This window comes from Ketobacter sp. MCCC 1A13808, assembly GCF_009746715.1.
GTDB lineage: Bacteria > Pseudomonadota > Gammaproteobacteria > Pseudomonadales > Ketobacteraceae > Ketobacter.
Map to the genome: position 1 here is coordinate 78,523 of NZ_VRKW01000004.1, position 13,824 is coordinate 92,346.

Annotated in this window: 13 protein-coding genes; all 13 read right to left on the bottom strand. The window is 50.1% G+C overall.

Annotated elements, in window-relative coordinates; all coding sequences use genetic code 11:
- Positions 1-13: 13 nt before the first annotated feature.
- The 13 genes from FT643_RS09920 to truA all read right to left on the bottom strand — a co-directional run bounded on the left by FT643_RS09920 (position 14) and on the right by truA (position 13,785).
- Complete coding sequence (locus FT643_RS09920; protein WP_198043459.1) at positions 14-2,023, bottom strand: transglutaminase family protein; 2,010 nt, start codon at positions 2,021-2,023, stop codon at positions 14-16.
- 39 nt (positions 2,024-2,062) lie between these two features.
- Positions 2,063-3,046 carry a DUF58 domain-containing protein gene (locus tag FT643_RS09925; protein WP_156871243.1) on the bottom strand — a complete coding sequence of 328 codons (984 nt, stop codon included), beginning with the start codon at positions 3,044-3,046 and terminating at the stop codon, positions 2,063-2,065.
- On the bottom strand, positions 3,021-3,947 hold the full coding sequence (locus FT643_RS09930; RefSeq protein WP_317621993.1) for an AAA family ATPase: 927 nt from the start codon (positions 3,945-3,947) through the stop codon (positions 3,021-3,023). The genes FT643_RS09925 and FT643_RS09930 overlap by 26 nt, the downstream gene beginning before the upstream one ends.
- A gap of 101 nt (positions 3,948-4,048) precedes the next feature.
- Complete coding sequence (locus FT643_RS09935) at positions 4,049-5,260, bottom strand: O-succinylhomoserine sulfhydrylase (protein WP_156871244.1); 1,212 nt, start codon at positions 5,258-5,260, stop codon at positions 4,049-4,051.
- A 34-nt stretch (positions 5,261-5,294) separates the two neighbouring features.
- A complete protein-coding gene (gene purF / locus FT643_RS09940; RefSeq protein ID WP_156871245.1) occupies positions 5,295-6,818 on the bottom strand; it encodes an amidophosphoribosyltransferase in 1,524 nt (507 codons plus the stop codon).
- Between the two features lie 46 nt (positions 6,819-6,864).
- Positions 6,865-7,365 (bottom strand): CvpA family protein, encoded by a 501-nt coding sequence (locus FT643_RS09945; protein WP_156871246.1) that lies wholly within the window; start codon positions 7,363-7,365, stop codon positions 6,865-6,867.
- Between the two features lie 86 nt (positions 7,366-7,451).
- Complete coding sequence (locus FT643_RS09950) at positions 7,452-8,027, bottom strand: SPOR domain-containing protein (RefSeq protein ID WP_156871247.1); 576 nt, start codon at positions 8,025-8,027, stop codon at positions 7,452-7,454.
- 30 nt (positions 8,028-8,057) lie between these two features.
- Positions 8,058-9,317: a bifunctional tetrahydrofolate synthase/dihydrofolate synthase gene (gene folC / locus FT643_RS09955; RefSeq protein WP_156871248.1), complete on the bottom strand. Its 1,260-nt coding sequence runs from the start codon at positions 9,315-9,317 to the stop codon at positions 8,058-8,060.
- Positions 9,314-10,183, bottom strand: a complete 870-nt coding sequence (gene accD, locus FT643_RS09960; RefSeq protein ID WP_156871249.1) for an acetyl-CoA carboxylase, carboxyltransferase subunit beta — start codon at positions 10,181-10,183, stop codon at positions 9,314-9,316. Before accD ends, folC begins: the two co-directional genes overlap by 4 nt.
- Positions 10,184-10,221: 38 nt before the next feature.
- Positions 10,222-11,025: a tryptophan synthase subunit alpha gene (gene trpA / locus FT643_RS09965; RefSeq protein WP_156871250.1), complete on the bottom strand. Its 804-nt coding sequence runs from the start codon at positions 11,023-11,025 to the stop codon at positions 10,222-10,224.
- Between the two features lie 22 nt (positions 11,026-11,047).
- Positions 11,048-12,262, bottom strand: coding sequence for a tryptophan synthase subunit beta (gene trpB / locus FT643_RS09970; protein WP_317621994.1), 1,215 nt, complete (start codon positions 12,260-12,262; stop codon positions 11,048-11,050).
- A complete protein-coding gene (locus FT643_RS09975; RefSeq protein WP_317622003.1) occupies positions 12,249-12,905 on the bottom strand; it encodes a phosphoribosylanthranilate isomerase in 657 nt (218 codons plus the stop codon). Before FT643_RS09975 ends, trpB begins: the two co-directional genes overlap by 14 nt.
- Before the next feature lie 91 nt (positions 12,906-12,996).
- Complete coding sequence (gene truA, locus FT643_RS09980) at positions 12,997-13,785, bottom strand: tRNA pseudouridine(38-40) synthase TruA (RefSeq protein ID WP_156871251.1); 789 nt, start codon at positions 13,783-13,785, stop codon at positions 12,997-12,999.
- Positions 13,786-13,824: the final 39 nt, after the last annotated feature.

Here is a 13,824-nt window from a genome sequence, read left to right on the forward strand (position 1 = left end):
CCATTATTATTTATTATGGCTTAAATCGCTCTATCGCACTGGACAAAGCTTTTTCAAGTTCCCGTAGTGTATCATCCGGGGTATTGCCGGAAAGTGTTAAATTTGTAAGGTTTTTGCTATTTGAGTACTTAATTGACTCGACTATCTGATTGATTTCTTCAAGGTTACCGGACTGCTCGGGAAAACGGGTTTTCACCCGCCTCAGAAAGCTGGCAAGGCCTTCCCCCGGCTCCTTCACAATCCCTGATTTATCCAGTTTTTTGATCAGCTTCAGCACGAGCCTGTCACTGCGTTCCAGCCGGTGTAAGTTACGCCGGTCTATCAGCACGATTCCCGCCATCAGTAGAAGGACAGCAGCCCCTACTCCGCCCATCAACAGTGCTATACGCTGGGGGGTAACCTTGCCCAGTAATTTCGCGAACAAATCGGACTGACTTTCCTTGTTATAGGAGACAACATTCTTAACCCAAAGGTAATCAACGTAGTCAGCGAACAATCGCATTCGGGCAATAAGGGCAATGTTGCGTAACTTATCCGGCGAAAGCGGTGAATCATCCAGGAAACTACGATCGGAGCTGTCGTTAAGCGGACCAAATTCAATGCGGCTGGGGGCCACCGCTGCGGTCGGGTCAACCCGAACCCAGCCTTTCCCCTGAACCCAGTATTCAGCCCAGGCGTGCGCATCATATTGGTGGACCAGCAGATAACCACCGATTGGATGTAACGTGCCGCCCTGGTAACCGCCAACCATTCGGGCTGGAATACCGACTGCCCGCATCATAAAAACATAGGCTCCGGCATAATGGGCACAGAAACCCTTTTGGGTATTGAATAGGAAATCATCAATGGAATTAATCCCCAATCTGGGCGGCCGTAACGTGTAGACAAAGTTGCCGGTAAAAATCACATTAAGCAGTTTATCGCTGTATCGTTCCGGATCGTAACCGGCTTGCTCAAATAACCTGTCTGCATAACGACGGCTTTGCGGGTCGGTTGCACCCGGCAAACTTGTTAAAGTTTGATATTCGGATTGTCCGATCTTATCTGCTTTGTATTGATAGTCAGGATAGCTAATGACCTCGTAGCTGAGGTTTGTATTGATCGGTTCCTGATAAAATTGCATCAACGAATCCGTTGGGAAATGCTTTAACTTATCAATCTCGGCCCAGGGCATGGTAATCAACCAGTTTTGACCGGTGGCATTGAGTAATACCCTGTACTTGATTGATCGGCTGCCTTTATCCATAGCCGATTTATATAAGGGCGACTGCGATTTTAAGTCCATCGCGTACCAGGTTCTGCCATCAAAACGATCGAATACAACGGCTCGCCAATAGCGTTGAGAATGATCCGGCACCTGACCTTCAAACTCCACCCTAAATGCCAATTTATCGGATCTTGATAACTCCGCGATGTCGCCAGGGCTAACCCGATCGCTTAACCCCACGGTGCTTGTCCCTTTACTCAGGTTAAGCTGCCAGACGGGACCTATTCGCGGAAACAGCAAAGAAAGCGCGACAAGTAACGGAATGGCCTGAAGAAACAGAATCAACGCTTTTTTCAACGGTCGCCAAACTACAATGGTGGCATCAGTTTGGTTGAGTGCTATCAGTGCGGCTGTGATAAAAATTAACACTACCAATACATAAGCACTACTAAAGATAGAAAAGCTGAACAAAAACTCCGTCGCCAGGACAAAATAGGAAAGGATAATAATCAGAAAAGCATCCCGCTTGGTGTACATTTCCAGCAATTTAAATACATAAGCGGTAATCAGCAAACTCACCCCGGCATCCGGACCAAAGATGGTGCCGTGATGAAAAACGACTCCGAAAAAAGCCAGCATAACCAAGCCTAACCTCAGCAAACGATGCGGGAACCGCAAGCGCTGGCGAAAGATTTGAATACGCCATATCAGAACACCCAAAAACACCGGTAGCAATCCGATAGGAAGCCGCGAAACATGCGGCATTATGGCAAGTGCGACACAGAGCACCAGAAGCACAAAAGCCGTTCGCGGCATAGGAAAAACCGGTTGATGCTTTACCTGCCCGCCCATCCGTTAATACCTCGCCAATGCTTCAAGACAGGCAGCTTGATGAGCTTTGCCACGATCGGGTGCAATATGTGTCCCGGGTAATATTAATCCGTATTCCAGATTGGTTTTTCCATACTCCATAACTAAAAAACACATACGAGACAATTTTAGCTCAACATTCACAGCTGACATCTGATCCCAGTCCACCCAGATGGATTGGGACTGATAACCGTGAAACTCTTTGCTAAGCATAGTTCCGCGGCGGGCAAATGATTTCCAATCAACGATTTTCAGTGAGTCCGAGTGACGGTAAGCCCGTAAGCCGTCAAAGTCTTCATTCCCGTCAGACGAGCCTGCTGCACCATCTGCATGTCGCGCCGCCGATTGCGCAGACACTTCGCAAGCCACCGGTTTGGGATAGACAATGCAACTCATATTCAGGTCAACCCAGGTCCAGGCGCGGCATAAACCCAACGGGTATACGGATTGAATGCGCATTCTTCCCGGTTGATATCGGCCACGCACTTTGGTCGCTAACAGCATCTCCACTGAACAAGCCGTGTCGGTTAACAGATTCTGCGGGGCACATTCGTACCCTTCCCACAAGCACTGAATAGAGTGATGTTCTTTCTGTTTTGACTTGGAAAAGCGGATATTAAATTGAGCCTCACTACCGGCAAAAGCAGGCTCCGTATTACCGGCGGTTACCGTCAGCGCCGATAGATTTGCAAAGGTTTGTAAAATCGTCACAACAAACAAACTGCCCATAAAAAAACTAAAATTAAGCAGCAGGTTATTGTCGTAGTTCACCCCGGCAAGAAAAAGTAATAAGGCTGTCGCGATATAAGCCAACCCCATCCAGGTAGGAAAAATAAATATCCGTCGTTGGTCCAGCACCACCTGTCTTTGTGGCGGAAGTCTGCGCTTCAGCCAGGCAATCCAACGCCCCCGGACATAACGGGTCACCGGATTATTGTTAAGCTTACGGTATAGCGAGAACGTCGACATGCTTCAGCAGTTCGTCCACTAATCGTATGCCTTCGTGTCCGGTAATGTCCTGTGAACCGGCCAGTCGGTGTTCCGCTACCGAAGGCAGAACAGCTTGCACATCTTCAGGGATAACATGCTCGCGACCACAGACAAAAGCATAGGACTTGGCACTCTGAATAATCGCCATACCGGCGCGGGGCGACAATCCGAAATTGAAGTGATTGGACTCACGAGAATACGCCAGTACCCGCTGTACGTAATCCAGCAGTGCATCCGAAACAAATACTTTCTGGCATTGCTGCTGTAGATGCGCCAGTTCTTCTTTGGTGATCGCCGGTTTGAGTGTGGCCATGTCCTGGCGAGGGTTATAACCCTTTAACAGTTTGCGCTCTACTTCGGGATCAGGATAACCAAGACTGATACACATTAAAAAGCGATCGAGCTGCGATTCGGGTAATGGAAACGTACCTGCCTGAGTAGCAGGGTTTTGGGTGGCGATCACGAAAAACGGGCTGGGTAGCGGATAGGTATGGCCATCTATTGTGACCTGTCTTTCCTCCATGGATTCCAGCAGTGCGCCTTGAGTTTTCGGCGTGGCACGATTAATTTCATCCGCCAGCAGCACCTCACTAAAGACGGGACCTGGACGAAATTCAAAATCAGCAGTGGATTGGTTAAAGATTGAAGTGCCGATAATATCTGCTGGCAGCAGATCACTGGTAAATTGCACCCGTTGGTATTGCAATCCCATCACTCGGGCCAATGCGTACGACAAGGTGGTTTTACCCATGCCGGGTAAATCTTCGACCAGTAAATGTCCTTTTGCTAATAAACAAGCCAAGGCTAATTTGACCTGTTCTTCTTTGCCCAGTAATACGTTACCAAGCGCGGCAATTAGTAGAGGTACGGATTGGGACACCTGTTACTCCGGTTCAGGAATGGCTTAAGAATGGAAAGGTTTGAACCCATCACACCCTTAAGTCTAGCAGGCTGTATTCCGTTTTGAGCGAATTACCTGAACTAATCCGGGCGGTTGTTCGCTAGTCCTGATAACCCGAGGTCCAGATCGGCTTTGATGTCACTGATGTGCTCGAGCCCGACGGCGACCCGGATCAGGTTTTCGGTAATGCCCGCTTTGCTTTTCGCATCGTCAGACAACCTGCCGTGAGTAGTGGTAGCAGGATGAGTAATCGTCGTTTTGGTGTCACCCAGATTGCCGGTGATCGATAAAAAGCGGGTGCTGTCTATTACTTTCCACGCTTCCGCCCTGCCCCCTTTCACCCTGAACGAAAGTACACCGCCAAACGCCTGTTGCTGCGTACGCGCCAGTAAGTGCTGAGGATGACTGGGCAGCCCGGCATAATATACTTTTTCCACCCCGGGATGTTGCTCCAGCCAGTCAGCGAGACGCAGTGCATTAGCCGAATGGGCCTGCATTCGCAGACTCAGGGTTTCCAGCCCTTTCAAAAAAACCCAGGCATTAAAGGGGCTCATGGTCGGTCCTGCGCTGCGCAAGAAACCGAATACTTCTTCCATCAACTTGTCACTACCGCAGACAGCACCACCGATACACCGGCCCTGCCCATCAAGAAATTTCGTTGCTGAATGCAGCGATATATCCGCTCCCAGCGCGAGAGGCTGCTGCAAAACCGGAGTACAAAAACAGTTATCCACGACCAATAAGGCGTTGTTAGCGTGGGCCAGCTCCGCCAGCTGCGCGATATCTGCGACTTCACACAATGGATTAGAGGGGGTTTCCATGAACAGCATTCTGGTCTGACCGGTAATGGCTGCCTTCCATTCCTCTAAGTCTGTCAGATTGACAAAAGATGTTTTAACACCGAATTTGTGCAGATACTTTTCAAATAAAACATTGGTGGTGCCGAAGACACTGCGCGAGCAGATAACCTCATCGCCACTTTGCAGTAATGCCATTACAGTGCTAAGAATGGCGGCCATCCCGGAGGACGTTGCAACGCAGCGCTCTGCCCCCTCTAATGCAGCAAGCCGCTGCTCGAAAGAGCGTACCGTTGGATTGGTAAAACGAGAATAAATATTGCCTTTTTCTGCACCGGAGAATCGGGCTGCAGCCTGAGCAGCACTGTCAAAAACGTAGCTGGAAGTGGTAAATATCGGTTCACCGTGAGCACCCTCATCCGTGGTCAGGCGACCGCTGCGAATGGCCAGGGTGTCTAAATGATATTGTTGAAAATCCTGTTCATCTATCGGCATTATTTCGCGTCATTCCCATCGTCGTTTCTTTGAGTTAGTCAGCGTTATGCAAATCGATACTTTCATCGTCCGCATTTACCACACTGCGTCCTTTTTTCTTTTTAGCCGAGTCATTTCGCTTCTGATCCAAGCGCATCAGGTAATCACTATCAATATCGCCTGTCACATATTCACCGCTAAAAACAGAACAATCAAATTCGGTGATATCCGGGTTACCTTCCTGTGATGCAGAAACCAGGTCTTCCAGATCCTGATATACCAACCAGTCAGCACCGATCAAAGTCTGGATTTCTTCAACGGTGCGGCCGTGGGCGATCAGTTCGCTGGCAGAAGGCATATCAATTCCATACACATTGGGATAGCAGACCGGTGGCGCAGCGGAAGCAAAATACACATTCTTCGCACCGGCATCCCGCGCCATCTCAATAATCTGATTGCATGTCGTCCCGCGTACGATCGAGTCATCAACCAATAACACATTTTTGCCCTGAAATTCCAGACCAATGGCATTGAGTTTCTGCCGCACGGATTTCCGACGTTCATTTTGACCCGGCATAATGAACGTACGACCGATGTAGCGGTTTTTTATAAACCCTTCCCTGAATTTCACGCCCAGGTTGTAAGCCAATTGCAGAGCAGAAGTCCTGCTGGTATCGGGTATCGGAATCACTACGTCTATATCATGGTCCGGCCAAACCCGCTTGATTTTATCAGCCAGCTTTTCCCCCATGCGCAGACGGGATTTATAAACTGAAATACCATCCATAATGGAATCAGGGCGCGCCAGGTAAACGTGCTCGAAAATACATGGCCGATAGATCGGGTTCTCTGCGCATTGGCGTGTAAAGAGCTGGCCATCCATATTGATATAAATGGCTTCACCCGGCGCAATATCACGGACCAGCGTGAACCCCATTGCTTGCAATGCAACGCTCTCTGACGCAATCATATATTCGCTGCCGGCTTCAGTAACACGCTCGCCAAAACAAACCGGACGAATGCCACGCGGGTCTCTAAAACCCACAATGCCGTATCCGGTGATCATCGCAACCACCGCATAAGCGCCACGACAACGCTGATGTACCGCGGATACCGCTGAAAAAATATCTTCTTCATTGGGCATCAGTTTACCCATTCGCTGCAATTCATGAGCAAAAATATTGAGCAGTACTTCGGAATCGGAATTGGTATTAATATGACGCAAATCAGTCTTGTAAAGATCTTCGCCAATTTCTGCAGCATTGGTTAGATTGCCGTTATGGGCCAGGGTAATACCATAGGGGGAGTTGACGTAGAACGGTTGCGCTTCCGCCGAGCTCGAAGAGCCTGCTGTGGGATAGCGCACATGCCCTATTCCCATATTGCCAATGAGCCGCCGCATATGGCGGGAACGGAACACGTCACGCACCATGCCGTTGTCTTTTCTCAGGTAAAGTTTGTCTTCGTCACAGGTGACGATGCCCGCAGCGTCCTGCCCTCTGTGTTGAAGTACGGTGAGTGCGTCATACAGAGTCTGATTAACATTAGAACGGCCTACTATGCCGACTATTCCGCACATTCGCTTTACCTCGATACGTCGTGTTTAAAATCCAAAGCTTGTCAGGCTACTTCGCACTGATGCCCATCAGGTTATGCCAAAGCAGTTGGCCCATTTCGGCGGTCCACTCTTCTACCATTAAAAAATGGGGTATTAAAATGGATTGCTTCCACCAGGGATCCAAAGGCATCTGGGTCATTCTGCTCAATACGGCCAAAGCAATCACCACCAATAAACTGCCCCTTAGCAGGCCGAAAACACTTCCCAACACCCTATCGGTGCCAGAAAGTCCGGTAGCTTGAACCAGGTGCTTCACCAAATGCTTGATCAGAGCGCCGACTATCAAGGTGGCAACGAACAACAATATAAACGCAATTGGTTGCCGTGCTGACGGTAACTCGATCCATTGGCTGAATACCACAGCCAGCGGCACGCTGAACAAACGAGCCACGATAAAAGCAGCGACCCAGGTTGCCAGAGACAAGGCCTCTACCGTAAAACCACGATGCAGGCTCAAAGCCATGGAAATCAGTATACAGCCAATAATCAGGTAATCGGCGATGCTCATTGTAGATGAATACCGGAATCTGGAAGGTGTCTGGATGAAGGGCCGAATTCTAACAAAGCCGCCGTCAAAATCCTATTATCTTTCACTTACGGAATGTACTTCAGAATCAGTGTTTTAACTTTAAATTCCTGCTCTAATCGGTTTTTTTGTTGTTCCAGGCGATACTTTCGTATTTCCGGCCCGACGTAGACTTTATACAGGTTGGAGACCGCATGCGTATAGGCTTTAAAGCCCGCCTTATTAAGTTTGTCCCGCAGGGCATTGGCGTTCGCTGCGCTGGAAAACGCCCCCACCTGAATCACCCACGCATCCGCTAATTTGATATTTTCTTCCGTGGATTGCGCCTGAACCTGTATATCCACTTTTTTTTCCGCTTCGATATGCTCCTCCACAGTTGCGTTATCCGCCATTGTGGCCGGAATGGGTTCAGCATCCTGTTTTTGGTCAATCTGGCTTTGAATAGACCTACGCGCTGCCGCAGCATCCTCCTCAGCCGGCTGAAAATCGACGGACTGAATCGAAAACGCCGGTTTATCCGGAATATCGTAGGCATTGACGTTAATTTGTTGTTTTTGCCCGTCGAATATCAAAGGTAACAATATGACAGCGAGAGCGATCAGCACCACAGCACCGACCAACCGTTGTTTTAGACTTTGATCCAACCGCTATGTCCTCTGTGAAGGTGGTTATGATTATTCTTTAGCGAAGTTACAGTATTGTATAACTTCTGACACAGTATAGAAGGATCCGAACACAACAATCAGGTCATTCTTTGACAGGCGGGTCATTAATTGCTCACAGCAGCGGCCTGGATGGGTTGAACAACGGCCAATGGTTGCTCCGGCTTGGGTTAATAGATCACTAATTTCACTGGCTGGTGCGCCTCTGGACGAGGCGGCATTTACCGGATACCAGGTGTCTACACAGGCAAGCAGCTCGAGCAACGTTTCGGTCACAGCCTTATCGTTCAACATGCCGACGATGCAATGAACCCGTTTATATTCTGACGACAAAAGAGATTTTGTTAACGCCCGGGCGGCATGAGGATTATGACCCACATCCAGCATTACGGCCGGCGCTTCATGCACAATCTGCTGTCGACCAGTCAGGCGGGTGTCCATTAACGCTTTTCTCAACTGCGGCTGGGTAATCGTAAAAGGACTGAGCACTAATGCCTGTAACGCGCTCAGGGCGTTGTCCAGGTATATTTGAGGATACGGCAGATGTTCTATTTGCTGGACTGTACGTGATTGACCCGCTGAAACGTCAGCCCGCCACTCCGTCTGATCGGTTAGAACGCTAAACTCCCGATTTCGTAGATACAGCTCCATTGCCTGACTGTTCGCATGCTCAACCACCGAGAGCGGTGGATTAGGATCGCCCATCACCAGCGGTTTGCCAGGCCGACCAATCCCGACCTTTTCAATACCGATGGCTTCCCTGTTCTCTCCAAGCCATTGCTGATGGTCAAGATCGATGCTGGTGACCACCGCAATATCCGGATCCCATATATTAACCGCGTCCAGTCGCCCGCCCAGCCCCACTTCCAAAACCCAGGCATCCAGTTTTTTGCGCTGGAATATCCAGGCAGCTGCCAGTGTAGTGAATTCAAAATAGGTGAGACTGATCTCTCCACGCGTCGCTTCGATTGCTTCGAATGCTGATATCAATTCCTGATCAGAACAAATCTGGCCATCAATACAAATTCGTTCATTAAACTGAATCAAGTGGGGAGAGGTATATAATCCGACATGGTATCCGGCTTCCAGCAGCACATTGTGGATGAGCGTGGAAGTAGAGCCCTTTCCATTTGTACCAGCCACCGTAAAAACAAAGGCACCGGGTGCAATTACACCTAACCGCTGAGCCGCCTGTTTAACCCGCTCCAACCCCATGTCAATGGTCTTGAAGTGAAGCTTTTCAAGCCGGCTCAGCCAATCAGCCAGAGTCATTCAGCGTTACTGCTCACCGGTAATAACTTACTCATTAAACGATGTAGCGTATCTTTCAGCTCGTTCCTGTGCACAATAATGTCGATAGCTCCATGTTCCAGCAGAAATTCGCTGCGCTGGAATCCTTCCGGCAATTTTTGCCGTACGGTTTGCTCAATGACCCTTGGTCCGGCGAATCCAATTAATGCATTGGGCTCTGCCAAATTAATGTCGCCCAACATGGCCAAACTGGCAGAAACGCCACCATAAACGGGATCCGTCAACACGGAAAAGAAAGGCAACCGCTGCTCTTTCAGTTTCTCCAGTGCAGCACTGGTTTTCGCCATCTGCATCAACGAAAACAAAGCTTCTTGCATACGCGCACCACCACTGGCAGAGAAACACACCAGAGGACAGCGATTCTCAATGGCAACATTCACTGCCCGAACGAATTTCTCACCTACGATCGAGCCCATGGACCCGCCCATAAATTCGAACTCAAATGCAACTGCCACTACGGGATATTCGTTAACGACACCTTTAAAAGCCACCAGTGCGTCTTTCTCGCCCGTGGATTTCTGAGCCGCAACCAAGCGATCCTTATAGCGTTTGCTGTCTTTAAACTTAAGTCGATCAAACGGCTCCAAGTCCGCGGCCAGCTCTTCACGGCCCTCCGGATCAAGGAACAAATCAATGCGACGGCGGGCATTTACCCTCATGTGATGATCACACTTGGGACATACATCCAGGTTCTTTTCCAACTCCGGTCGATACAAGAATGCGCCACACTTAGCGCATTTGCGCCACAACCCCTCCGGGATGTCGCTCTTCTTGTGCGTGCTTCTCCCGACACTGGGTAGAATTTTTCCTAACCAGCTATTACTCATATAAAGTCATCCTGTTTTTCAGCCCTTTTATTAGTTTATTATTGATCGAGGCCACTGCGTAAGGATTGTATAAACCCGCCCACTTGCGTCAGCATGGTTTGAGCATCGTTTTGGTTATTGGCAATCAGGTTTACCAAAGCACTCCCCACAACGACTCCGTCTGCATTGCGACCGATTGATCTAGCCGTTTCTGCATCCTTGATACCAAAGCCGACCGCAATGGGCAAATCGGTTATTTTACGAATTGTTTCCAGTTTCTGATTAACCGCGTCCACATCCAGGTTTCCGGCACCGGTTACCCCTTTCAAGGAAACGTAATATAAGTAGCCCCGCCCCATCGCGGCGATCTTGGCAATACGTTTGTCACTGGTCGTCGGGGCAATCAGAAATATACTTTCAATTCCGGCTTTGTCGAAGATCTCCACCGGACCGGCAGCGGCTTCCACAGGCAGATCCACGGTAATAAGACCGTCCACACCTGCTGCTGCTGCTGCCTCCGCGAAGGTTTCGTAACCTGTGACTTCAATCGGGTTGAGATACCCCATCAGCACAACGGGCGTGGTCTGGTTGCTGGCTCGGAACTCGGCTACCATTTCCAGCACATGCGTGATTGTTGTGCCCTGCTCTAACGCCCGCTCATCCGCTAACTGGATCACGGGGCCATCGGCCATCGGATCAGAAAACGGAACGCCCAGCTCAATTATATCTGCGCCGCTCTCCACTAATTGAAGCATCAGCGGAACAGTGGCTTTCAAATTAGGATCACCGGCGGTAATAAACGGAATCAGTGCTTTTTTATTCTGTTGCTTCAAATTCTGAAGGCAAGCCTTGATACGGCTCATGAATCTCTCCTCTTAGCTACCTTCACAAGGTAATCCCGTCGAGTTCTGCGACTGTAAGAATGTCTTTATCGCCTCGTCCTGACAGGTTCACTATGACAATCTCATCGGTTGACATTGTTGCCGCCAGCTTTTCGGCATAGGCTACGGCATGGCTGGATTCCAAGGCAGGCATAATCCCCTCAATCCGGGTCAGACTGCGGAACGCGGCCAGCGCTTCGTCGTCATTAATGGCTACATATTTGACCCGACCGCAATCTTTTAACCAGGCATGTTCAGGGCCCACACCAGGATAATCCAAACCGGCAGAAACGGAGTGCGTCGGCAAAATCTGACCCGCGTCGTCTTCCATCAGATAAGTCCGGTTGCCATGCAATACCCCCGGGCGACCGGCACATAAGGGAGCGGCGTGATCACCGCTGGCCAAACCCAGCCCGCCTGCTTCGACGCCGTACATTTGCACACTCTCATCCGCCAGAAAAGGGTGAAACAAACCGATGGCATTAGAACCACCGCCCACACAAGCGACCAGCGCGTCGGGCAATTTCCCAGCCTGGGCCTGGCATTGAACTCTGGCTTCACGGCCAATCACGCATTGAAAATCTCGAACCAGCTGCGGATAGGGGTGGGGACCTGCTACCGTACCGATAATATAAAAGGTGTCGTCTACATTGGTAACCCAATCACGCATGGCTTCGTTCATGGCGTCCTTCAGGGTTTTGGTTCCCGAAGTAACGGCGGTCACCTTCGCACCCAGCAGCTTCATGCGGTATACGTTAAGTGATTGACGCTGAATATCTTCAGCGCCCATGAATACTTCACACTCCAGCCCTAAACGTGCTGCAACTGTCGCAGTTGCTACCCCGTGTTGACCTGCGCCGGTTTCAGCAATAACCCGTCGTTTGCCCGTGTACTTGGCCAGAAGCGCTTGGCCAATGGTGTTATTCACTTTATGGGCACCGGTGTGATTCAAGTCTTCACGTTTGAGATAGATTTGCGCTCCACCCACCCGTTGCGACCATCGCTCGGCATGATATAAAGGCGAAGGTCGGCCCACATAATGAGCCAGATCTTTATCAAACGCAGCCTGAAAATCTGGATCTTTGGACAGCTTGTTATAGATCTGTTCCAGTTCATCCAGGGCGTACATTAAAGTTTCAGATACGAAGCGGCCGCCATAGGGGCCGAATTTGCCTTCCGCATCCGGCGTATTAAGAATATCACGCTCAGTTTGAGACACTGTTTACTCCTTCAATAAAGCTGCGGATCCGTTCCGCATCTTTTTTACCTTTCTTGATAATTTGCTCTTTACCCTGCCCGACAACCAGTTCTACCCCGCCACTAACATCTACTGCCCAAGGCCGCACGTTAGTCACTGCCTTGGCAATATTTGAGGGGTCTAAACCTCCGGCCAGGATAATCGGCTTCGGAAGTTGCGGAGGGACTCGTGACCAGTCAAAAACCTGGCCAGTACCACCGGCCTTACCTGCCACAAAAGTGTCCAAAAGAATACCACGACTGCTGCCGAAAGTCTGGCAAAGGTGGACCAGATCCACCCCTTCCTGCATGCGAATGGCCTTGATATAAGGACGCCCATATCCGCTGCATTCGGGCTCCGGCTCATCGCCATGAAACTGCAGTAAATCCAGCGGTACCTGCTGCAAGACGCTGCTTATGAATGACGGCTCTGCGTTGACGAACAGACCCACTGAGCTGGTGAAAGCAGGCAGCGCAGTGACAATCTGGCGAGCCTGCTCAATAGAGACATTGCGGGGGCTTTGCGGGTAGAAAACCAGGCCAATGGCGTCGGCACCCGCCTGCGCGGCGGCCAGAGCATCGTCCAGATTAGTAATTCCACAAATTTTAACTCGGGTGCGCACAATCAAACTCCAGGGCAATGGGCCCGCAGTTTACCAGATTCCTGTCGGGTTTCGGCATCTTGCCAACAGGAAACAACTGCCTATCTCAGCCGATTTAAAGGGGCATAGAGGGGATATCCACACGATGAAGCGGGATTTGGTGTTCTGCAGGATAATCCACGTTCATAAAATAAAGCCCCGCTGGAGACGCAGTGACGCCACCCAACGTACGGTTGCGATGATTTAATACTTCCTCAACCCAACTCACCGGTTGCTTACCACTACCAACGGCCATCAACACCCCGGCAACGTTCCTCACCATATGCTGCAAAAACGCATTCGCTTTGATGTCCATAATGACTAATGAACCTTTGGTCCGAATATTCAGATGATGCACCGTACGGACCGGGGATTTCGCCTGACAGCCTTGCGCCTGGAAAGAGCTGAAGTCGTGTTTGCCGACCAGGATCTGCGCGGTGTGGTGCATTCTCTCGGCATCCAGAGGCAAATATTGCCAGGTCAGATGGTTGATGCCCAGCGCCGGTCGCAGGGGATCGTTAAAAATGACGTAGCGATAGCTTCTGGCCTGTGCAGAGAAGCGCGCATGGAATTCATTAGAAACCGGCTTTGCCCAACGCACGGAGACACTATCGGGCAGCTGAGTATTACAGCCGAATACCCAGCCTTTATCACTTCGAACAGCCTCGGTATCAAAATGAACCACCTGACCGACGCCATGGACTCCGGTATCAGTTCGGCCGGCACAAATTACCCTGACCGGATGATTGGCCACTTTACTCAGCGCCGTTTCCAGTTTCTCCTGGACTGTTTCTGTTTGGTGCTTCTGACGCTGCCAGCCATGAAAGTGACTGCCATCGTACTCCACACCCATGGCCACTCTCATGTCTTATTTCTCACATAATCCTGAACAGGCTGTACATAA

Coding starts and splice junctions, on each gene's coding strand:
- FT643_RS09920 (WP_198043459.1), bottom strand. CDS start 2,023: ATGCCGCGAACGGCTTTTGTGCTTCTGGTGCTCTGTGTCGCACTTGCC.
- FT643_RS09925 (WP_156871243.1), bottom strand. CDS start 3,046: ATGTCGACGTTCTCGCTATACCGTAAGCTTAACAATAATCCGGTGACC.
- FT643_RS09935 (WP_156871244.1), bottom strand. CDS start 5,260: ATGCCGATAGATGAACAGGATTTTCAACAATATCATTTAGACACCCTG.
- purF (WP_156871245.1), bottom strand. CDS start 6,818: ATGTGCGGAATAGTCGGCATAGTAGGCCGTTCTAATGTTAATCAGACT.
- FT643_RS09945 (WP_156871246.1), bottom strand. CDS start 7,365: ATGAGCATCGCCGATTACCTGATTATTGGCTGTATACTGATTTCCATG.
- folC (WP_156871248.1), bottom strand. CDS start 9,317: ATGACTCTGGCTGATTGGCTGAGCCGGCTTGAAAAGCTTCACTTCAAG.
- accD (WP_156871249.1), bottom strand. CDS start 10,183: ATGAGTAATAGCTGGTTAGGAAAAATTCTACCCAGTGTCGGGAGAAGC.
- trpA (WP_156871250.1), bottom strand. CDS start 11,025: ATGAGCCGTATCAAGGCTTGCCTTCAGAATTTGAAGCAACAGAATAAA.
- truA (WP_156871251.1), bottom strand. CDS start 13,785: ATGAGAGTGGCCATGGGTGTGGAGTACGATGGCAGTCACTTTCATGGC.